Origin of the sequence: Kitasatospora sp. NBC_00374 (genome assembly GCF_041434935.1) — a bacterium.
Lineage (GTDB): Bacteria > Actinomycetota > Actinomycetes > Streptomycetales > Streptomycetaceae > Kitasatospora.
In genome coordinates this window covers 1,089,984-1,109,731 of record NZ_CP107964.1, presented here as the reverse complement: position 1 = coordinate 1,109,731, position 19,748 = coordinate 1,089,984, and the positions used below count along the sequence as shown (strand labels likewise).

General features: G+C 71.8%; 14 protein-coding genes. 5 read left to right on the top strand and 9 right to left on the bottom strand.

The window, feature by feature from the left end; genetic code table 11:
* Positions 1 to 7 precede the first annotated feature (7 nt).
* On the bottom strand, positions 8 to 1,225 hold the full coding sequence (locus OG871_RS05115; RefSeq protein WP_371494464.1) for a sarcosine oxidase subunit beta family protein: 1,218 nt from the start codon (positions 1,223 to 1,225) through the stop codon (positions 8 to 10).
* 461 nt (positions 1,226 to 1,686) lie between these two features.
* Here OG871_RS05115 and betA point away from each other — a divergent pair, with 461 nt between their 5' ends.
* Entirely contained in the window at positions 1,687 to 3,366 is a 1,680-nt protein-coding gene (gene betA / locus OG871_RS05110) for a choline dehydrogenase (protein WP_371494463.1), read from the top strand.
* Positions 3,367 to 3,459: 93 nt separating this feature from the next.
* On the opposite strand, the gene glyA is transcribed toward betA, so the two are convergent.
* The 3 genes from glyA to OG871_RS05095 are packed head-to-tail and all read right to left on the bottom strand — an operon-like array spanning position 3,460 to position 6,268.
* A complete protein-coding gene (glyA, locus tag OG871_RS05105; RefSeq protein WP_371494462.1) occupies positions 3,460 to 4,725 on the bottom strand; it encodes a serine hydroxymethyltransferase in 1,266 nt (421 codons plus the stop codon).
* Complete coding sequence (locus OG871_RS05100; protein ID WP_371494461.1) at positions 4,722 to 5,951, bottom strand: NAD(P)/FAD-dependent oxidoreductase; 1,230 nt, start codon at positions 5,949 to 5,951, stop codon at positions 4,722 to 4,724. Before OG871_RS05100 ends, glyA begins: the two co-directional genes overlap by 4 nt.
* Positions 5,948 to 6,268, bottom strand: coding sequence for a bifunctional 3-phenylpropionate/cinnamic acid dioxygenase ferredoxin subunit (locus OG871_RS05095; protein ID WP_371494460.1), 321 nt, complete (start codon positions 6,266 to 6,268; stop codon positions 5,948 to 5,950). The genes OG871_RS05100 and OG871_RS05095 overlap by 4 nt, the downstream gene beginning before the upstream one ends.
* A gap of 212 nt (positions 6,269 to 6,480) precedes the next feature.
* Here OG871_RS05095 and OG871_RS05090 point away from each other — a divergent pair, with 212 nt between their 5' ends.
* Positions 6,481 to 7,230, top strand: coding sequence for an IclR family transcriptional regulator (locus tag OG871_RS05090; protein WP_371503214.1), 750 nt, complete (start codon positions 6,481 to 6,483; stop codon positions 7,228 to 7,230).
* Between the two features lie 82 nt (positions 7,231 to 7,312).
* Here OG871_RS05090 and OG871_RS05085 read toward each other — a convergent pair whose 3' ends face one another.
* Both OG871_RS05085 and OG871_RS05080 read right to left on the bottom strand, forming a co-directional pair.
* Entirely contained in the window at positions 7,313 to 8,887 is a 1,575-nt protein-coding gene (locus OG871_RS05085) for an APC family permease (protein WP_371494459.1), read from the bottom strand.
* A 108-nt stretch (positions 8,888 to 8,995) separates the two neighbouring features.
* Complete coding sequence (locus OG871_RS05080) at positions 8,996 to 10,492, bottom strand: aldehyde dehydrogenase family protein (protein WP_371494458.1); 1,497 nt, start codon at positions 10,490 to 10,492, stop codon at positions 8,996 to 8,998.
* 276 nt (positions 10,493 to 10,768) lie between these two features.
* Here OG871_RS05080 and OG871_RS05075 point away from each other — a divergent pair, with 276 nt between their 5' ends.
* From OG871_RS05075 to OG871_RS05065, 3 genes are read left to right on the top strand one after another with little or no spacing between them, the layout of a single operon-like run.
* Positions 10,769 to 13,204 (top strand): FAD-dependent oxidoreductase, encoded by a 2,436-nt coding sequence (locus OG871_RS05075; RefSeq protein WP_371494457.1) that lies wholly within the window; start codon positions 10,769 to 10,771, stop codon positions 13,202 to 13,204.
* 54 nt (positions 13,205 to 13,258) lie between these two features.
* Positions 13,259 to 14,377 carry an aromatic ring-hydroxylating dioxygenase subunit alpha gene (locus OG871_RS05070; protein WP_371494456.1) on the top strand — a complete coding sequence of 373 codons (1,119 nt, stop codon included), beginning with the start codon at positions 13,259 to 13,261 and terminating at the stop codon, positions 14,375 to 14,377.
* Between the two features lie 54 nt (positions 14,378 to 14,431).
* Positions 14,432 to 15,517 carry an S-(hydroxymethyl)mycothiol dehydrogenase gene (locus tag OG871_RS05065; RefSeq protein ID WP_371494455.1) on the top strand — a complete coding sequence of 362 codons (1,086 nt, stop codon included), beginning with the start codon at positions 14,432 to 14,434 and terminating at the stop codon, positions 15,515 to 15,517.
* A gap of 1 nt (position 15,518) precedes the next feature.
* On the opposite strand, the gene OG871_RS05060 is transcribed toward OG871_RS05065, so the two are convergent.
* Genes OG871_RS05060 through OG871_RS05050 form a run of 3 tightly spaced genes read right to left on the bottom strand, consistent with a single transcriptional unit; the run spans position 15,519 to position 19,731 of the window.
* Complete coding sequence (locus tag OG871_RS05060) at positions 15,519 to 16,511, bottom strand: ROK family protein (RefSeq protein ID WP_371494454.1); 993 nt, start codon at positions 16,509 to 16,511, stop codon at positions 15,519 to 15,521.
* Positions 16,508 to 18,688 carry a beta-galactosidase gene (locus OG871_RS05055; protein ID WP_371494453.1) on the bottom strand — a complete coding sequence of 727 codons (2,181 nt, stop codon included), beginning with the start codon at positions 18,686 to 18,688 and terminating at the stop codon, positions 16,508 to 16,510. The genes OG871_RS05060 and OG871_RS05055 overlap by 4 nt, the downstream gene beginning before the upstream one ends.
* Complete coding sequence (locus OG871_RS05050; RefSeq protein WP_371494452.1) at positions 18,685 to 19,731, bottom strand: zinc-binding dehydrogenase; 1,047 nt, start codon at positions 19,729 to 19,731, stop codon at positions 18,685 to 18,687. Before OG871_RS05050 ends, OG871_RS05055 begins: the two co-directional genes overlap by 4 nt.
* Positions 19,732 to 19,748: the final 17 nt, after the last annotated feature.

Below are 19,748 nucleotides of genomic sequence, written 5' to 3'. Positions count from 1 at the left end.
CCTCCGGTCAGTGCGCCACGGCGGCGGCGCCGTGCTCGTCGATGAGCGCGCCGGTGGTGAACCGCTCCAGCGCGAAGGGTGCGTTCAGCGGGTGCGGCTCGCCGGTGGCGATGGTGTGCGCGTACACCCAGCCGGAGGAGGGCGTCGCCTTGAAACCGCCGGTGCCCCAGCCGCAGTTGAGGTAGAGGTTCTCGATCGGCGTCGGGCCGATGATCGGCGAGGCGTCGGGGGTGACGTCGACGATGCCGCCCCAGGTGCGCAGCACATGGGCCCGGGCGAAGATCGGGAACAGTTCCAGCGCCGCGGCCATCTGATGCTCGATCTGGTGGAAGGAGCCGCGCTGGCCGTAGCCGTTGTAGGAGTCCACGCCCGCGCCCATGACCAGCTCGCCCTTGTGGGCCTGGCTCACGTAGACGTGCACGTGGTTGGACATCACCACGGTGGGGTGCACGGGCTCCAGCAGCTCGGAGACGAGCGCCTGCAGGGGGTGGCTCTGCACGGGGAGCCGCAGTCCGGCCAGGTCGGCGAGGACGCTGCTGTGCCCGGCGGCGGCCAGCGCGACCCTTCCCGCGCTGATCGGTCCCCGGCTGGTCCGCACGCCGACGACGCGGTCGCCGTCGCGCAGGAATCCGGTGACCTCGCAGCCCTGGATCAGGTCGACGCCGTACTCGTCGGCCTTGCGTGCCAGCGCCCAGGCGACGTGGTCGTGCTTGGCGATGCCGGCCCGGGGCTGCAGCGTCGCGCCGAGCACCGGGTAGCGCACGTCGGGGGAGGTGTTGACGATCGGGCAGAACTCGCGCACCTGGTCGGTGTCCAGCCACTCGGCGTCGACCCCGCCGAGCCGGTTGGCGTTGACCCGGCGGGTGCCCTCGCGGACGTCCTGCAGGGTGTGGGCGAGGTTGAGCACGCCGCGCTGGCTGAACAGGAAGTCGTACTCCAGCTCCTGCGGCAACACCTCCCAGAGCTTCAGCGCGTGCTCGTACAGCGCCGCGCTCTCCTCGCAGAGGTAGTTGGACCGGATGATGGTGGTGTTCCGGGCCATGTTGCCGCCGGCGAGCCAACCGCGTTCCAGCACGGCGACGTTGGTGATCCCGTGGTTGCGGGCGAGGTAGTAGGCGGTGGCCAGCCCGTGGCCGCCCGCCCCGACGATGACCACGTCGTAGGAGCGCTTGGGGTCGGGGGTGCGCCACAGCCAGTCGGGGTGCTCGGGCAGCTGGTGGGACATCGCGGGACTCCTGGGGAGAGACGGCGTCGGTGTCGGTGGAGGACGACGGTGCGGGCGCCGTTGAGCGGGGCCCGGCGCTCCACGTGCCACTGCACGGCGTGGGCGAGCGCGAGGGGTTCCGGGTAGGTCGGCGTCAGGGGCAGACCCTCGCTGTTCGCCGTGGTGATGACTTACCTCCTTGGCGCTGTTTCAGACTACGCACACTGTTGCGCCTAACACAACAGATTGACAAGAGGGCCGTGGGGGGCCTTGACGATCCTCGGGTAGGTCCCGAAACTGTTGCGCACTATGAACGCAGTTTCACGTAGCGAAACTCGCCGCTGAGGGACCGCGACGGGCGCCTCGCGTCACCGTGCCCGCGCAGACCCGCAGACCCGCAGACCCGCAACCCCAAAACCCGCAGCAACCTCGCCAGACTTGCGCAGACGGCGTCACCGCCCCGAGAGCAATGGCAGGACACCATGACCTTGCAGCAGTACGACTTCATCATCGTCGGCGGAGGTTCGGCCGGCTGCGCGCTCGCGGCCCGGCTCAGCGCCGACCCGTCCAACCGGGTGCTGGTACTGGAGGCGGGCCGGCCGGACTACCCCTGGGACGTCTTCATCCACATGCCGGCCGCCCTGACCTTCCCGATCGGCAGCCGGTTCTACGACTGGAAGTACGAGTCCGAGCCGGAACCCTTCATGAACGGGCGGAGGATCTACCACGCCCGGGGCAAGGTCCTCGGCGGCTCCAGCAGCATCAACGGCATGATCTTCCAGCGCGGCAACCCGCTCGACTACGAGCGTTGGGGCGCCGACCCCGGCATGAAGGACTGGGACTACGCCCACTGCCTCCCGTACTTCAAACGCATGGAGAACTGCCTCGCCGACCGGGACGCCTCCGGCCCGGCCGCCGGCGGCCGGGGTTTCCGCGGCCACGACGGCCCCCTCGTCCTGGAGCGCGGGCCGGTCGCCAACCCCCTGTTCGCCGCGTTCTTCGAGGCCGTCCAGCAGGCCGGCTACCCGCTCACCGACGACGTCAACGGCTACCGCCAGGAGGGCTTCGCCCCCTTCGACCGCAACCTGCGCCGCGGGCGCCGGCTCAGCGCCGCCCGCGCCTACCTGCACCCGGTGCTGAACCGCCCCAACCTCCGCCTGCAGACCCGGGCCCACGTCGGCCGTGTCCTGTTCGAGGGCAAGCGCGCGGTCGGCGTGGAGTACAGCCGGGGAGGCACCCTGCACCGGGTGAGCGGCGGCAAGGTGATCCTCTCCGGCGGCGCCATCAACTCCCCGCAGTTGCTGCAGCTCTCCGGCGTCGGCAACGCGGCGGAGCTGGGCGCGCTCGGTATCGAGGCCGTCCAGCACCTGCCGGGCGTCGGCGAGAACCTGCAGGACCACCTCGAGGTGTACGTCCAGCACGCGTGCAGGCAGCCGGTGTCCATGCAGCCGGCCATGAAGATGTGGCGGCGGCCCTTCATCGGCGCGGAGTGGCTCTTCCTGCGCAAGGGCCCGGGCGCGACCAACCACTTCGAGGGCGGTGGCTTCGTCCGCAGCAACGAGGACGTCGACTACCCCAACCTGATGTTCCACTTCCTGCCGATCGCGGTGCGCTACGACGGCTCCGCGCCGGCCGGCGGGCACGGGTACCAGGTGCACATCGGCCCGATGTACTCCGATGCCCGCGGCTCGGTGAAGATCAAGTCGAGGGACCCGCGCGAGCACCCGGCTCTCAGGTTCAACTACCTCTCCACCGCGCAGGACCGCCGGGAGTGGGTCGAGGCGATCCGGGTCACCCGCAGGATCCTCGGGCAGCCCGCCTTCGCCGAGTTCAGCGACGGGGAGATCTCGCCCGGACCGGCGGTCGAGACCGACGAACAGATCCTGCAGTGGGTGGCCAAGGACGGGGAGACCGCCCTGCACCCGTCGTGCACCGCCCGGATGGGCACGGACGAGATGTCGGTACTCGACCCGGCCACCCTGGGGGTCCACGGCCTGGAAGGGCTGCACGTGGTCGACGCGTCCGCGATGCCGTACGTGACCAACGGCAATATCTACGCCCCGGTCATGATGCTCGCCGAGAAGGCCGCCGACCTCATCCTCGGCAACACCCCGCTCGAACCGGACCGCACCGAGTTCTACCGCCACCGCAGGACCACCTGATCCGCACGGGTTCCCGCGCCACGGCCGGCCTCCGGATCCGCCGAGCCCACCGCCGTACCGGCGGTGGGCTCGGGGCTGCGCGCGCTCTCGCGTCTACCGCTCGGGGTAGAGCGGGTACTTGGCGGCCAGCGCGGTGACGCGGGCTTTGAGGGCGGTGGCCTTGGCCTCGTCGAAGGCGGGCAGCAGCGCCTCGGCGATGATGTCGGCGACCTCGGTGAAGTCCTCGGCCTGGAAGCCGCGGGTGGCGAGGGCGGGGGTGCCGATCCGCAGGCCGGAGGTGACCATCGGGGGGCGGGGGTCGTTCGGGACGGCGTTGCGGTTGACCGTGATGCCGACCTCGTGGAGGCGGTCCTCGGCCTGCTGGCCGTCGAGCTCGCTGTGGCGCAGGTCGACGAGGACCAGGTGGACGTCGGTGCCGCCGGAGAGGACGGAGACGCCGGCCTCGGTCGCGTCGGCCTGCAGCAGGCGCTCGGCGAGGATCTTGGCGCCGTCCAGGGTGCGCTGCTGGCGCTCCTTGAACTCCTCGGAGGCGGCGATCTTGAAGGCGACGGCCTTGCCGGCGATCACGTGCTCGAGCGGGCCGCCCTGCTGGCCGGGGAAGACCGCGGAGTTGATCTTCTTGGCGTACTCGGCCTTGGAGAGGATCACGCCGCCGCGCGGGCCGCCGAGGGTCTTGTGGGTGGTGGTGGTGACCACGTCGGCGTACGGCACCGGGGACGGGTGCAGGCCGGCGGCGACCAGGCCGGCGAAGTGTGCCATGTCGACCATGAGCAGGGCGCCGACCTCGTCCGCGATGCGGCGGAACTCGGCGAAGTCCAGCTGGCGGGGGTAGGCGGACCAGCCGGCGATGATCAGCTTCGGCTGGTGCTCCTTGGCGAGGCGCTCGACCTCGGCCATGTCGACGACGCCGGTCTCGTCGACGTGGTAGGCGGCCACGTTGTAGAGCTTGCCGGAGAAGTTGATCTTCATGCCGTGGGTCAGGTGGCCGCCGTGGGCCAGGCTGAGGCCCAGGATGGTGTCGCCCGGCTGGATCAGCGCGAACATGGCGGCCGCGTTGGCCTGCGCGCCGGAGTGCGGCTGGACGTTGGCGTGCTCGGCGCCGAACAGCTCCTTGATCCGGTCGATCGCGATCTGCTCGACCACGTCGACGTGCTCGCAGCCGCCGTAGTAGCGCTTGCCGGGGTAGCCCTCGGCGTACTTGTTGGTCAGGACCGAACCCTGGGCCTCCATGACCGCCACGGGGGCGAAGTTCTCGGAGGCGATCATTTCGAGGGTGGTCTGCTGGCGGTGCAGCTCGGCGTCGACCGCGGCGGCGATCTCCGGGTCGAGCGCGTGCAGGGACTGGTGGAGAAGGTTCATCGGGGACCTCCCTGGGTCCGGGACACGGAGCGTGGCTGGGAAACGGCCTGCGCGACGGCGGCGGGGACCGGCGTGAGCGTGCGGCGGAGCCGGCTGAAGAGCTTGGGCTGGTTGACGGCGAGCACCGCGACGTCGTGCCCGTGCCGCCGGTAGACGGCGACGAAGGAGCGGCTCTCCACGTCGCCCTCGACGAGCCGGGGTCGATCACCCGGGCCGACATGGCCGGCCAGCTGGATCCGGGCCCGGTACTGGTCCGACCAGAAGTACGGCGGTTGCACCGGCGCGGCCGCCGACGTGCCCGACAGCAGCGTGCGAGCGGCCGTCCTCGGCTGCTCCGTCGCGTTGGTCCAGTGCTCGATGCGGACGGAGCGCCCGGTGAACGGATTGGGGCAGCGGGCGACATCGCCCACGGCGACGACACCGGGGATGTTCGTCGCGCAGCCGGCGTCGCACACGACCCCGTCGTCCACAGTGATCCCCGACCCGGCGAGCCAGTCGGTCGCCGGCCGCACCCCGACGCCGACCACGACCACGTCGGCCGGCAGCAGCCGCCCGTCCGTCAGCCGCACGCCCGTGACCCGGCCTTCGCCGGTGAGGCCCGCGACGCCGGTGCCGCACAGCAGGCGCACCCCGTGGTCCGCGTGGAGCGAGGAGCAGACCAGGCCCATGTCGCGTCCGAGGGCCCGCTCCAGCGGCACCTCGGCGGCCTCGACGACGGTGACGTCCAGGCCGAGCGCATGGGCCGTGGAGGCGACCTCGGCGCCGATGAAGCCCGCGCCGACGACCACGACGCGGGGCAGGCCCGCCCGCAGGTCCGCGCGCAGCGCCACCGCGTCGTCCAGGGTGCGCAGCGTGTGGACGCCCGCCAGCCCCTCGGCGCCCGCGATCGTGCGGGGGCCGGCGCCGGTGGCGATCACGACGGCGTCGGCGCGCACTTCCCGGCCGCCGGCCAGGGTGACGGCCCGGGTTGCGGGCTCCAGCCGGACCGCCCGCTCGCCGAGCAGCCACCGCACGGACAGGTCCGCGTACTCGTCCGGGCTGCCGAGCGCGAGCGCGTCGGCGTCCAGGTCGCCCCTGAGGAAGCTCTTGGACAGCGGCGGCCGGTCGTACGGGAGGTGGCGTTCGTCGCCGATGACGGTGATCGAGCCGTCGTAGCCCTCGGCGCGCAGCGCGCGGACCGTGCTCAGACCCGCCAGTGAGGCGCCGACCACGGCGACGGACTTCACGCCGGCTCGCCGACCGTGACGTGCAGGACGACGCATCCGTCCTCCACGGTGACCCGGTGGGTCCGCAGTGGCAGCTTGGCCGGCAGGCACGTCGGCCGGCCGGTGCGGAGGTCGAAGGAGGCCGCGTGCAGGGGGCATTCGACGAAGCAGCCCTCCAGCCAGCCGTCGGCGAGCGAGGCGTCCTGGTGGGTGCAGGTGTCGTCGACGGCGTACAAGGTCCCGTCGGCGTTGAACACGGCGACCGGCGCCGGTACGCCCTCGGTCACTCGGAGCGCTTCGCCGGGCGGCAGGTCGTCGATCCGGCACACCGTGATCATGGGAACCTCCAGCTTCGGATCCTCGAACCCGCTCGGTGTATCGTATTGCACAACACGATGCGGATTACGCAACATGCTTTCGAGCTGCCGAGGGCTTGTCAAGAGGGCGAATGCCATCGGCCGGATGATGTGCATAATGTTGCGTTATGAGCAACAGTCTGAACGGCGGACCCCCCGAGGGGCCGGGCTCCTCGCGACAGACGGAGTCCCCTGTGCAGTCCGTCGACCGGGCGGTGACCATCCTGGAGATCCTCGCCCGCCGTGGCGAGACGGGTGTCACCGAACTCGCGGTGGAGCTCGGTGTGCACAAGTCGACGGCGTTTCGCCTCGCCGCCGCGCTGGAGATGCGTGGTCTCGTCGAGCAGCCGGGGGAGCGCGGCAAGTACCGCCTGGGCCTGGGCCTGGTCCGGCTCGCCGGTGCCGCCACGGTCCGGATGGACCTGTCCCAGCAGAGTCGACCGGTCTGCGAGCGGCTGGCCGTCCAGGTCGCGGAGACGATCAATGTGGCGATCCTCGACGGCAACGAGGCCGTCAACATCGACCAGGTGTTCGGCCCGTCGGCCCTGACCACGCACAACTGGGTCGGTCAGCGCACGCCACTGCACGCGACCTCCAGCGGGAAGGTGCTCATGGCGTACCTGTCCGAGGAGGCGCTGAAGGCAAGGCTCGCCGCCCCCCTGGAGCGCTACACCCCGCGGACCGTCACCGATCCCGGCACCCTGCTCGCGCAGCTGAAGCAGGCCGTCACGGACGGCTTCTCCTGCTGCGTCGAGGAGTTGGAGCCGGGACTCAACGCCGTCGCGGCGCCGGTGTTCGCGCACAACGGGCAGGTGGTGGCGGCGATCAGCGCCTCCGGGCCGTCCTTCCGGCTGACCGAGCGCCGCATCCCGGAGGTGGCTGCCGCGGTCCGGTCCGCGGCGGAGGAGGTCTCGGCCCGGCTGGGCTACCTCCGACTGGAGTGACGGTTCGCGGTGTGGCCGGCGGAACGGGGCGCGGGGTGATCCCGGCGCCCCGTTCCGCTGCCCGGGAAGGCCTGACGAAGGGTCAGGCCTCGGCCGCGAGGCCGTCCTCGGCCACCGGCTCGGTGGCGGCGGGGCGCTGCGGCGTGCCGCCGTGGTTGCGGTAGCGCAGGTACAGCAGACCGCCGACGGCCGAGATCACCGTGGTGAAGACGATGGCGCCCCACGTGAAGTACCACTGGTCGTCGCCGTAGATGGCGGTTCGCGGCCACGCCAGGTTGACGGTCATGGCCACGCCGTAGACGACGGCCACGATGTTCACGACCAGACCCCAGCGGCCCATGGTGAAGTAGGGGCCCTGCTCCTCCCGCGGCCAGTGGCCCCGCAGGCGGCGCAGCAGCATCGGGGCGGTCACCAGCAGATAGGGGATGTAGAAGAGGATGATCGCGACCGAGGTGAGGATGAAGAAGACCCGCTGGTTGCCGATGTTGACGAGCAGCAGGGCGATGGTCAGCACGCCGGTGATGACGGCCGGCGCGACCGGGGTGCTGGACTTGGGGGAGACCTTGGCCATGGCGGCGCCGAACGGGAGGCGTCCGTCGCGGGCCATGGAGAAGAGCAGCCGGATGGCGGCGGTCTGCACGGCGAGGCAGCAGACCGTGATGGCGATCGCCGAGCAGACCAGGAAGGCGTCGCCCAGGCCGGTGCCGAGGGTGGACTTGATCAGGTAGGGCATGCCGAGCGTGCCGAGCTCCTCGGCGTCGATGTTGCCGACCGCCATCATGCCGACGAGCATGAGCACCCCGCCCGCCAGGAAGGCGGCGGTGAGGGCGCGGAGGATGGCGCGGGGAGCGTGGCGACGCGGCTCCTTGGTCTCCTCGGCGAGCGAGCCGGCGGTGTCGAAGCCGTAGAAGACGTACGCGCTCATGATCGAGGCCACCAGGAAGGCGCCGAGGTAGCCCCAGGAGTGCCCGGCCCCGGTGCCGGCGGTGTGCAGGATGACCTGCGGTCCGCGCTTGATGTGCACGGCCAGCATGATGATGAGCAGGATGACGCCGATCAGCTCGACGGCGACGCCGAGGTTGTTGATCTTCGCCATCAGGCGGACGCCGACGATGTTGACGATCGTGGTGAACACGACCAGACCCAGGGCGAGCAGGATCGCGTTCTTCGCGCCGTTCGGAGTGGTGGTCACGCCGGCGTCGTCGGCGCCGCCGACGATCTGGAAGGCCAGCGAGACCTGCGGCAGGATGATCTGGTACGCGACGGCGACCGCGGCCGCGGTGACGATCGCACCGATGGTCATGATCCAGCCGGCCATCCACGCGGTGACCGGTCGCGCGATCTGCTTGGACCACTGGTAGACGCCGCCGGCCAGCGGGAACTGGCCCGCCATCTCGGCGAAGCACAGGGCGACGGCGCCCTGGCCGATGAAGACCAGCGGCCAGCTCCAGACGAAGGCCGGGCCGCCGGAGGCGAAGCCGAAGCCGAAGAGCTGGAACACGCCGGTCATGATCGAGATGTAGCTGAAGCCCGCGGCGAAGCTGGAGAAGGAACCGAGCGAGCGTTCGAGTTCCTGCTTGTAGCCGAAGCGGGCGAGGTCGGTGGTGTCGTCGGCGGGTGGCGGCGCGGTGGTTCTGGTGGTTCCCGGGTTGCTCATGGTCGCTCCAGTGGCAGGCAAGGGGGACTGGGGGACGTGCTTGCTGTGCGGACCGGGTGGAGTCGGGAGGTGCGGACGTAGGGACCGGGGGAGTGGAGTGACGCCGCGTCAGCCGGCGAACCAGTGCTGGGCGGCCGGGGTGACGGTGCGCCAGATGTGCTTGGACTCCTGGTACTCGCGCAGGCCGGACGGGCCGAGTTCGCGTCCGGTACCGGACTGCTTGAACCCGCCCCATTCGGCCTGCGGCACGTACGGGTGGTAGTCGTTGATCCAGACGGTGCCGAGGCGGAGCCGGGACGCGACGCGCTCGCCGCGCCCGGCGTCCTGCGTCCACACCGCGCCCGCCAGGCCGTACGGGGTGTCGTTGGCCAGCGCCACCACCTCGTCCTCGTCGTCGAAGAGCTCGACGGTCAGGACGGGGCCGAAGACCTCCTCGCGGACCACCGTCATGCCCGCGTGGCAGCCGTCGAGGACGGTGGGCCGCAGGAAGAAGCCCGCCTGGAGCTCGGGCTCGGTGGGCCGGCCGCCGCCGGCGCGGAGCACCGCGCCCTCGGCGAGGGCGCCGGCGATGAGGCGTTCGACCTTCAGGCGGTGCTCGGCGGAGACCAGCGGGCCGGTCTCGGTGCCCTTGTCGAGTCCGTCGCCGAGCCGGATGAGGTCGGCGCGACGGGCGAGCTCCGCGGTGAAGTCGGCGTGCAGGCTGCGGTGCAGCAGCAGCCGCGAGCCGGCCGAGCAGACCTGGCCGGAGTGCAGGAAGGCGGCGGTGAGGGCGAAGTCGACCGCCGCGTCGAGGTCGGCGTCGGCGAAGACGATGTTGGGGTTCTTGCCCCCGAGTTCCAGGGCGACCCTCTTGACCGTGTCGGCCGCCGCCCGCATCACCGAGCGGCCGGTGGCCAGGCCACCGGTGAAGGAGACCAGGTCGACCTCGGGATGCCGGGCGAGCGCGGCACCGACGGCGCCGCCGCCCAGGACCAGGTTCGCCGTTCCGCTCGGCGCGCCGGCCCGTTCCAACTGCTCCTGGAGCAGCCGGAAGAGACCGATGGTGGTCATCGGTGTGACCTCGCTGGGCTTGGCCACCACGGTGTTGCCGGCCGCCAGGGCGGGGGCGAGCTTCCAGGAGATCTGCAGCAGCGGGTAGTTCCACGGTGTGATCAGTCCGCAGACGCCCACGGGCTCGTGGACCACCCGGCTGATCGCGTCGGGTCGCCCGGTGTCGATCGTGCGGCCCGCGTCCGAGGTCACCAGCGCCGCGTAGTAGCGCAGGACGGCGGTGGCGTCGTCGACGTCCATGCGGCTCTCGGCCAGGGTCTTGCCCGTGTCGAGCGTCTCCAGCCGGGCCAGCTGTTCCCGCTGCGCCTGGAGCGCGTCGGCGGTGGCGGTGAGCACGCCCGCGCGATGGACGGCCGGGGCGCGGGCCCAGGAGCCCTCGTCGAAGGCGGACCGGGCGGCGCGTACCGCGCTGTCGGCATCGGCTTCGGAGGCTTCGGGGACCGTTGCCAGCGTCGAGGCGTCGAAGGGATTGACGACCGCTCGCTGTCGGCCGTCCTCGGCCGGCGTCCAGGCGCCGTCGATCAGCAGACAGGCCGGGTCGAGGGATGGGGGCACAGGCGCCGCCTTTCTCGTGAGTTGCGCGATACGAGACGTTTGTCTCCATGCGCAACTTGTCGGCGAGTATGGAAGGGCCTCATATTCCTGTCAAGGGAGAGCGCTCGGACGGTCTGCGGTTCGTGCCGGCGGCGGGTCTTGACAGCTCGTGATGTGGGCCCGAGTCTGTTTCTCATCGCGCAAGCAGATGCGTAATGTGCAACTCGTACTGTCTGGCTCAGCCCGCCGCAGCTACCTCCCGAGGGGACGGACGCTTTGACAGTTCAACCCAGAGTCGTGATCGTCGGTGCCGGCATCGTCGGCTGCGCGCTGAGTGACGAGCTCACCGCGCGCGGCTGGACCGACGTCACCGTGCTGGAGCAGGGCCCCCTGTTCGCCACCGGAGGGTCGAGCTCGCACGCGCCGGGACTGGTCTTCCAGACCAACTCCTCCAAGACCATGACCGAGTTCGCCTCCTACACCGTCCGCAAGTACTCCTCCCTGACCCTCGACGGCCAGTGGTGCTTCCAGCAGCTGGGCGGCCTCGAGGTGGCCACCACCTCCGAGCGGCTCGCCGAGCTGAGCCGCAAACACGGGCTGGCCACCTCCTGGGGGGTGTCGGGCGCCCTGCTCGACCCCGAGCAGTGCGTCGCCCTGCACCCGCTGCTCGACCGCGACCAGATCCTGGGCGGCTTCCATGTGCCCACCGACGGCCTGGCCAAGGCGGTGCGCGCCGGCGAGGCGCAGGCCCGGCGTGCGATCGAGCGAGGTGCGCGGTTCCTGTCGCACCACACCGTCACCGGGATCGAGTCCGCGAACGGCAGGGTCACGGCCGTCGTCACCGACCGGGGCGGCTTCCCCGCCGACGTGGTCGTCTCCTGCGCGGGGTTCTGGGGGCCGAAGATCGGCCGGATGGCCGGGCTCGCCGTCCCGCTCGTCCCGCTGGCCCACCAGTACGCCAGGACCACCCCGGTACCGGCGCTGGCCGGCCACCACACCGAGGAACTGGAAGCCTCCAAGCCGATCCTGCGCCACCAGGACCGCGACCTCTACTACCGCGAGCACGGCGACCGCATCGGCATCGGCTCCTACGCCCACCGCCCGATGCCCGTCGACCTCGGCGAGGTGTCCGCCCCCGGCGGGCCCGTGATGCCCTCGATGCTGCCGTTCACCGAGAAGGACTTCGAGCAGCCCTGGGCCGACTCGCAGGCGCTGCTGCCCGCGCTCGCCCGGACGAAGGTGGAAGAGGGCTTCAACGGCATCTTCTCGTTCACCACCGACGGCTTCCCCCTCATGGGGGAGTCGCCTGAGCTGCGCGGCTTCTGGGTGGCCGAGGCGGTGTGGGTGACCCACTCCGCGGGCGTGGCCAAGGCGATGGCCCAGTGGCTGATCGAAGGCACCCCGCGCACCGACCTGCACGAGTGCGATCTCAACCGCTTCGAGCCGGGGCAGCTCGCCCCCGCCTACGTGCAACGGCGCAGCTGCCAGAACTTCGTCGAGGTGTACGACATCATCCACCCGCTGCAGCCGATGGAGGAGCCGCGCCCGCTGCGGGTCAGCCCCTTCCACGCTCGCCAGCGGGAGCTGGGCGCCTTCTTCCTGGAGGCCTCCGGCTGGGAGCGGCCGCACTGGTACGAGGCCAACCGGGATCTGCCCGAGGTCGCCGGCATCCCCGGGCGCGGAGCCTGGGCCTCCCGCTACTGGTCCCCGATCGCGGGCGCCGAGGCCCTGGCCACCCGCGAGCGCGTCGCGATGTACGACATGACGGCGCTCAAGCGCCTCGAGGTCACCGGCCCCGGCGCGTCGGCGTTCCTGCAGTACCTGACGACGAATCAGCTCGACAAGCCGGTCGGCTCCGTCACCTACACCCTGCTGCTGGACGAGACCGGCGGGGTGCGCAGCGACCTCACGGTGGCCCGGCTCGGCCAGGAGCGATGGCAGCTCGGTGCCAACGGCAACCTCGACCTCGACTGGCTCACCCGCCACCTCCCGACGGTGGCTGGGGGAGATTCGGTCCAGGTCCGCGACATCACCGCCGGCACCTGCTGCATCGGCCTGTGGGGCCCGCTCGCCCGCGACCTGGTCCAGCCGCTCACCGACGCGGACTTCTCGCACCAGGCCTTCGGCTACTTCAGGGCGAAGCAGGCGTACCTGGGCAACGTCCCGGTCACCGCGATGCGGCTGTCCTACGTCGGCGAGCTCGGCTGGGAGCTGTACACCACGGCCGACCACGGGCAGAAGCTCTGGGACACCCTGTGGGAGGCCGGGCGACCGCTCGGCATCGTCGCCGCCGGACGCAGCGCCTTCAACAGCCTGCGCCTGGAGAAGGGCTACCGCTCCTGGGGCACCGACCTGACTGCCGAACACAACCCCTACGAGGCCGGGCTCGGCTTCGCCGTACGCATGGACAAGGGGGACTTCCTCGGGCGCGACGCGCTGCTCGGCGTGACCGAGGAGACGGTGCCGCGCAGGCTCGTGTGTCTCCTGCTGGACGACCCACAGGCCGTCGTCATGGGCAAGGAGCCGGTGTACCTGGACGGCGCTCCCGCGGGGTATGTCACCAGCGCCGCCTACGGGTACAGCGTCGGCGCCTCCATCGCCTACGCCTGGCTGCCGCGTGCCGCCGCCGACCCCGGCCGGAGGGTGGAGGTGGAGTACTTCGGCGAGCGGCTGCCCGCCACCGTCGCGCAGGAGCCGCTGTTCGACCCGAAGATGACCCGCATCCGCCGCTGAACCGGCGCTGAGCCTTCTCCAGTCGTGCGTTCCCCTGACGAAAGGCCTACCGCCGTGACCACCGAGCTCCCGTCGAGCCTGATCCGCACCCTCCCGGGCTCCTTCTACACCGACCCGCAGATCTTCGCGCTGGAACAGGAGAAGATCTTCGAGCAGATGTGGTTCTGTGCCGTGCGCGCGAGTGACCTGGACAAGCCGGGCAGCTTCCGGACCGTGCAGGTCGGCCGGGAGAGCGTGCTGATCACCCGGTCCCGGGACGGCAGCGTCAGGGCGTTCCTCAACATCTGCCGCCACCGCGGCGCGCGGCTGTGCACCGAGGAGCAGGGCGAGGTCAAGCGGAACTTCCAATGCCCGTACCACGCCTGGACCTACGGCCTGGACGGCAGGCTCGTCGCCGCGCCCAACCTCACCAGCATGCCGGATGTCGACCGCACCACCTACGGCCTGGTCCCGGTGCACCTGCGCGAGTGGCTCGGCTACGTGTGGGTGTGCCTGGCCGAGGAGCCGCCGTCCTTCGAGGCCGACGTGATCGGCGCAGCGACGGAGCGCCTGGGCAGCCCCGAGGCGATCGAGCGCTACCAGACCGAGGGGCTCGCGGTCGGCCGCCGGATCCGCTACGAGGTGAAGGCCAACTGGAAGCTGATCATCGAGAACTTCATGGAGTGCTACCACTGCGCCACCATCCACCCCGAACTGACCGAGGTGCTCCCCGAGTTCGCCGGCGGCTACGCGGCGCAGTACTACGTGGGCCACGGTGCCGAGTTCGCCGACGAGGCCGAGGGTTTCACCGTCGACGGCAGCGCGGGCGTGGACCGGATCCCGACCGTCTCCGAGGACCAGGACCGCAGGTACTACGCGATCACGGTCAAGCCGCAGGTGTTCATCAACCTGGTGCCCGACCATGTCATCGTGCACCGGATGTTCCCGCTCGCCGCCGACCACACGGTCGTGGAGTGCGACTGGCTCTTCCTCAAGGACGTCGTCGAGGCGGGCCGCGACGTCTCCCGCTCGGTGGAGCTGTTCCACCGGGTCAACGTCCAGGACTTCGACGCCTGTGAGCGCTGCCAGCCCGCCATGGACTCGCGCGCCTACCGGACCGGCGGTGTGCTGGTGCCGAGCGAGCACCACATCGGCGCGTTCCACGAATGGGTCACCGACCGGCTCCGCGGCTGACGCACTGGCTCGTACCGACACCGTTTCCCTCCACCCGGCGGAAGGTTGTGCTTCATGGTCCAGCAGGTCAAAGGTGTCGTCGCCGGAGGCAGGGGCGAGGCGGTCAGGATCGAGACGGTCATCGTGCCGGATCCGGGCCCGGGTGAGGCGGTGGTCGAGATCGCGGCCTGCGGTGTCTGCCACACCGACCTGCACTACCGGGAGGGCGGGATCAACGACGAGTTCCCGTTCCTGCTCGGGCACGAGGCCGCCGGGACCGTGGAGTCGGTGGGCGAGGGAGTGACCGAGGTCGCGCCCGGCGACTTCGTCGTTCTGAACTGGCGTGCGGTGTGCGGACAGTGCCGCTCCTGCAGGCGAGGGCGCCCCTGGTACTGCTTCAACACCCACAACGCCAAGCAGAGGATGACCCTTGCGGACGGCACCGAACTCTCCCCGGCGCTCGGCATTGGCGCCTTCGCGGAGAAGACCCTGGTCGCGGCGGGCCAGTGCACCAAGGTCGACCCCGCCGCCTCGCCCCTCGCCGCCGGACTGCTCGGCTGCGGCGTCATGGCAGGCCTCGGCGCCGCCGTCAACACCGGCGGGGTCTCCCGGGGCGACAGCGTCGCGGTCATCGGCTGCGGTGGAGTCGGCAACGCCGCCATCATGGGCTCCCGACTGGCCGGGGCCGCCCGGATCATCGCCGTCGACATCGACGACACCAAGCTCGCCACCGCGCAGAAGCTCGGCGCCACCCACACCGTCAACTCCCGTGGGCGCGACGCCGTGGAAGCGATCCGCGAGCTCACCGGCGGCCGCGGTGCGGACGTCGTCATCGAGGCCGTCGGCCGCCCGGAGACCTACCGGCAGGCCTTCTACGCCCGCGACCTCGCCGGCACCGTCGTCCTGGTCGGCGTGCCGACCCCCGAGATGACCCTCGAGTTGCCGCTGCTGGACGTCTTCGGCCGGGGCGGCGCGCTCAGGTCCTCCTGGTACGGCGACTGCCTGCCCTCGCGGGACTTCCCCATGCTGATCGACCTCTACCTGCAGGGGCGGCTGGACCTGGACGCCTTCGTCACCGAGACCATCCCGTTGACCGACGTCGAGGCCGCCTTCGCCCGCATGCACAACGGTGATGTGCTGCGCTCGGTGGTGGTCTTCTGACTCAAGGCCTTCCGTCGTCCGCGAGCCGGTCGATCGCCAGCATCGCGGCGCCGATCGCGCCGGCGTCATTGGCGAAGCGGGCCGTCAGCACGGGCACGGGCGGGCGATCTCCGGGTGAGTAGAGCCGACGGGCGAACGAGGCACGCGCGGGTGCGAGCAGCAGTTCTCCGGCGGAGATCGGACCGCCTCCGACGACCACCACGGAGGGGTCGAACAGGTTGGCCAGGGCGGCCAGCCCGGTGCCGGTGAGCGTTCCCACCCGGTCCAGGATCGCCAGGGCCCGCTCGTCGCCGCTGCGGGCGGCCGCGGTGACCGCCTCTCCCGCGCCCGGGGTGCCCCGGCCGATCAGGCGGGCCAGCAGTGACGTCGGGTGGGCCGCCGCGGCCTGTCGCCCGAGTCTCGCGATGGCGGCGCCGGACGCCGACACTCCCCAGCACCCGCGGTAGCCGCACTCGCACAGCGGGCCGTGCGGATCGACCGTCAGGTGGCTGGCCTCGGCCGCGAAGCCGTGCGAGCCGCGAAGCAGGCGCCCGGCGACGACCACGCCGCACCCCAGACCCGTGCCCAGCGTCACCAGCACCAGGTGGTCGTGTCCGCGCCCCGCGCCAAGGCGGTACTCCGCCCACGCGGCCGCGTTCGCGTCGTTGTCGGTCACCACCGGAAGTCCCACCGCGTCCGCGATCAGCGCCCGGAGCGGAGCCCGCGCGAAGTCCAGACCGGGTGCGAAGGCCAGCGCCCCGGTACGGGTGTCGACCATCCCCGGCAGCCCGACGCCGACCGCGGTGACCCGCTTGCCGCGCACCTGCGCCACCAGGTCGCCGACGGCACCGACCAGCGCGTCCGCCGTGCGGCGCGGAGTGGTACAGCGGGCCCGCGCCGACACTGCGCCGTCGGCCGTCACCCGCACCGCCGCGATCTTCGTGGCGCCGACATCGACGCCGACAGCCTCTGCCGGGGCGGCGGCCCGGAGCGGCGACGGGGACGACGACGTCATGGCCCCTCCGGCAGGAGCACGCGGGCCGCGCCGTGCGATGCGGCGGTGCGCAGCTCGAAGCCGCCCGGCCCGCGCACGGCGGACAGGTCGCACGGCCGGTCGGCGTGCAGCAGCTCGCGTCCGACCCGTACCCGGACGGGTACCCCCGCGCCGGTCTGCTCGTTCAGCCCCTTCACGTAGCACGCCGCCAGCCGTCCGTGCGACACCCGCACGGCGGCGCATCCGTCCCCGACGAGGTCGACGGCGATGCCGTGCTCCCCGCACGTGGTGCGTGCCCGCAAGGGTCCGCCTGAGCGGTTGAGGAGGAAGACGAGCACGTCCTCGGGATCCGCGGTGGTCCTGCGCAGTTCCAGCCACGCCCCCGCCCCGGCACGTGGCGGTACGCCGCGGCTCTCGCCGAGCCACTCCTCGACGGCCGTCCCGACGGGCCTCCCGCCGAGGGCCACCGTACGCACCCTGGCCGGCCCGCCCGGTGGCGCGGCACACCGTCGCACCGCATCGGCCAGATCGGTACAGGAGCGCAGGTTCTCGTCCAGGTGGGGGAGTTCCCCCAGCACGAGAAGCGACCCGCCCTGCTCGGTGAACCGGGCGAGCCGCTGCTGCAGGGCCTGCTCCATGAAGCGGCCCGACACCGTGACCAGTGGCCCCGCATCGGCGTCGAGTGCGGTCCGGCCGGTCAGTTCCTCCAGCTGGAAGGGCAGGTTGCGCCGCAGGCAGTGGGCGACGAACGGCAGCAGGGTCCGACCGGCCGAGGGCACGGGCCGATCCGCGTCCCCGCCGCTGCGCCGGCTCGTCGCCCAGGACCACGCACCGATCGCGGCGTACGGCGGATGGACACCCCACCGCACTCCGGGCTCCGGGCGGGAGACGGCCAGCGCGTCCTGCTGGCCGGCCAGGAAGTGGGTCAGCACCCGTACGGCGGCGAAGGCCGGGCCGGGGCCGGCGTCGACCAGGATCGGAGCGGCGTCCCCGTACGGCGGATCGAACTGGGCGGGATCACCGGCCGTCTCCGCCAGCCAGGAGCGGTCCACCGCGAGGTGGTCGCCCCAGCCCGCGGTGGCGCAGGCCGGGTAGACGCTGATGCCGGTCGCCCCGCACGCCACGCCGAGCAGGGTGTGGTGGATCGGCACCACCGGGAAGGCGCAACTCGCGTCCGCCCAGCGCAGCCCCCAGTTCTCCTCGATGTTGGGGCCTCGTCCCCCCTTGGCCGCCAGCACGTAGTTGACCAGCGCCTCTTCGTCCGCCAGCACGTTGCCCGCCCAGCTCGTGTAGGCGCGGGGCAGTGCGGTGGGCGCGCCGACCCTGTTCCTGGCCAGCCAGGCGTCGTACCGTCCGGCCGCCCGGCCGGGGACGCGGTCGGCCCTGGCCGGCGGTGAGTACGTGGTGAAGACGGGGATGTCCGGCCCGAGCGCCTCGGCCAGTTTCGCCGTCCCGGCGGCGAGCACCTCGGCCGACCACTGTCCCCAACTGACGAGGGAGAGAAGCCCGTTCGGGGAGGGCGGATCCGCCGCTCGGGTGGGCGCGTGCACGCCGGGCGCGAAGCGGGCGAAGGCGTCGGCACCCGGCTGCGAGTAGTCGAGCGCGTCGATCGGAAGGGCGGTCTCCCCGTAGTGCCCCTCGTTGCCGATCTGGACGGCGACGACCGGCCCCTGCGGATGCACGAACGGCTGGAGGAACCGGCCGACCGCGCGGAGCCAGCCCGTCGCGTCCTCCAGGAACCTCGGGTCCAGAGCCGACGGGAGCGCGAACTGCTGGCAGGGCAGCGGTCGGCCGTCGGCCGACCGTGCGGCGTGCCGATCCGGATCGAAGGTGGGGCTGATCCGGTCGGGCAGCCCGCCGAAGGGAAGTTCGGCATGGACGAAGGGGCCCGGTTTCAGCAGCGCGAGCAGACCCGTCGCCCTGATCAGCTCCAGGAAGGCGGCCAGATCGCGGTTGCCGTCCCGGTCGAAGCAGAACCGCCGGCCGCCGCCCTGGGTGATCTCGTGGTGCCGCCAGGGGACGTAGCAGGTCACCACTTCGATGCCGGCGGCGCGGATGGCGCCCAGCTTGGCCGCCCACCGCCCGCGGTGATCCCGGTAGTAGGGGTACTCACCGGTGATGAGGAACCGGGGGTGCTCGTCCAGCCAGAGCGTTCCGTCCACGAAGGACGGACGCGCACCGTCCTGTCCGGCGCTCATGAGGTCAGGCTTTCGTCCGAGGCGAGCAGGACCTTCATCGCGCCGTACCCGTGGCCGGGCGAGGACCGGCCCGGCCCGTCCGGTGCGACCGCCAGCAGCGCCAGGGCCTCGGTGTACCGTTCGAGCGGCAGCACGTGGGTGACCAGTTCCTCGAGTGGCAGATCCCGTGCGAGGTCCACCGCCAGCTCGAAGTCCGTCGGCCGGTACGGTCCCGCCCCCACCAGGCGGATCCCTCTGGTCACCAGGGCCCTCAGCGGGACGGTGGCGACGCCGGCCTCCCGCTCGCCCATCACCACGACCGTGCCCCCGGCCGCCACGGCGCTCAGGACGTCGACCGGTACCGACCCCGTGGTGTCGATGACCACGTCGGACGCCTGCCGTCCTGGCCCGGCCGCCTCCTCCGGGGCAAGCACCCGCACCGTTCGCGGCAGCAGCCGGCGGGCGATCTCCACCCTCCCCGGATCACGCTCGGCCAGTGTCACCCTGGCGCCGCGCCGCGCCAGGACCATCGCGCACAGTGCGCCGATGGGACCGCCGCCGAGCACGAGCACCTGGTCGTCCCACCGCGGCTGAGCCGCCCTCAGGTTGTTCAGCACGCAGGCGAGCGGTTCCACCAGGGCCCCTCGCCGGTAGGACACCGAGGCGGGCAGCTGATGGACGAAGCGCTCGGGCACGACGGCGAAGTCGGCCATCGTCCCGTCCCGGTCGACGCCGACCTCCCGGCCTGCCTTGGCCGGGCAGTGGGCCGGCATTCCCCGGCGGCAGGGACGGCACCGGCCGCAGTAGTACGTCGGGTTGATCACCACACGGTCGCCCGGTGCCACCGAGCCGACGCCGGACCCGACCACGGCCACCGCGCCGACCGCCTCGTGCCCCAGCACCACACCGCGTCGCGCCGGGAACTCACCCAGCAGGATCGCCCGGTCCGTGCCGCAGATGCCGGTGGCAGCCACCTTGACCAGGACCTCGCCGACGTCGAGGGAAGGGACCTCACGCTCGTGGATGCCCGCCAGGCCCACCTCTTCGAACACGACGGCCTTCATCGCAGCCTCCCACCGGG